This window comes from Dietzia sp. IBK-p2-15D (genome assembly GCF_057773105.1).
In genome coordinates this window covers 1-447 of record NZ_JBYMTK010000097.1, presented here as the reverse complement: position 1 = coordinate 447, position 447 = coordinate 1, and the positions used below count along the sequence as shown (strand labels likewise).

Sequence of the window (447 nt, the reverse complement as noted above, 5' to 3'; positions counted from 1 at the left end):
AAAAGGAACATTTACAGCAAATGATACCCTGGATGCGATATTACGCGCGGTTGACCCTGCGTGTAGAAGTGGGGCTACAAGGTACATATCCCTGCACACGGCAACTCCAGGTGCAGGCGGTAATCAAACAACAAACGAAGCATCCTTCGGATCATACGCAAGGGTGGCTGTGACCGCTGCAACAGGGTTTACCGCTGCCGCTGCCGGTGCAACTTCAAATACGGGACTTATCCAGTTCCCTGAATGTTCTTCCGGTTCAAATACGGTAACATTTGTGGCTATTGGGACTGCTTCAAGCGGAGCAGGTCAGATTCTTTATTTTGGAGCACTGACTTCAAACCGGGATATTTCAACAGGTATTCAGGCTCAGTTTGCTATTGGAGCATCGGTCGCATCTGAAAGTTAATTAGTTACACTTATGAATAAATACTCATGTAGCAAGTGTGG

General features: G+C 47.2%; 1 protein-coding gene. It reads left to right on the top strand.

Annotation, left to right across the window (positions count from 1 at the left end; all coding sequences use genetic code 11):
* The coding region (locus AC3DEV_RS17040; protein WP_488372879.1) for a phage tail fiber protein at window positions 1–406 on the top strand (406 nt) is incomplete at its 5' end.
* Window positions 407–447 lie beyond the last annotated feature (41 nt).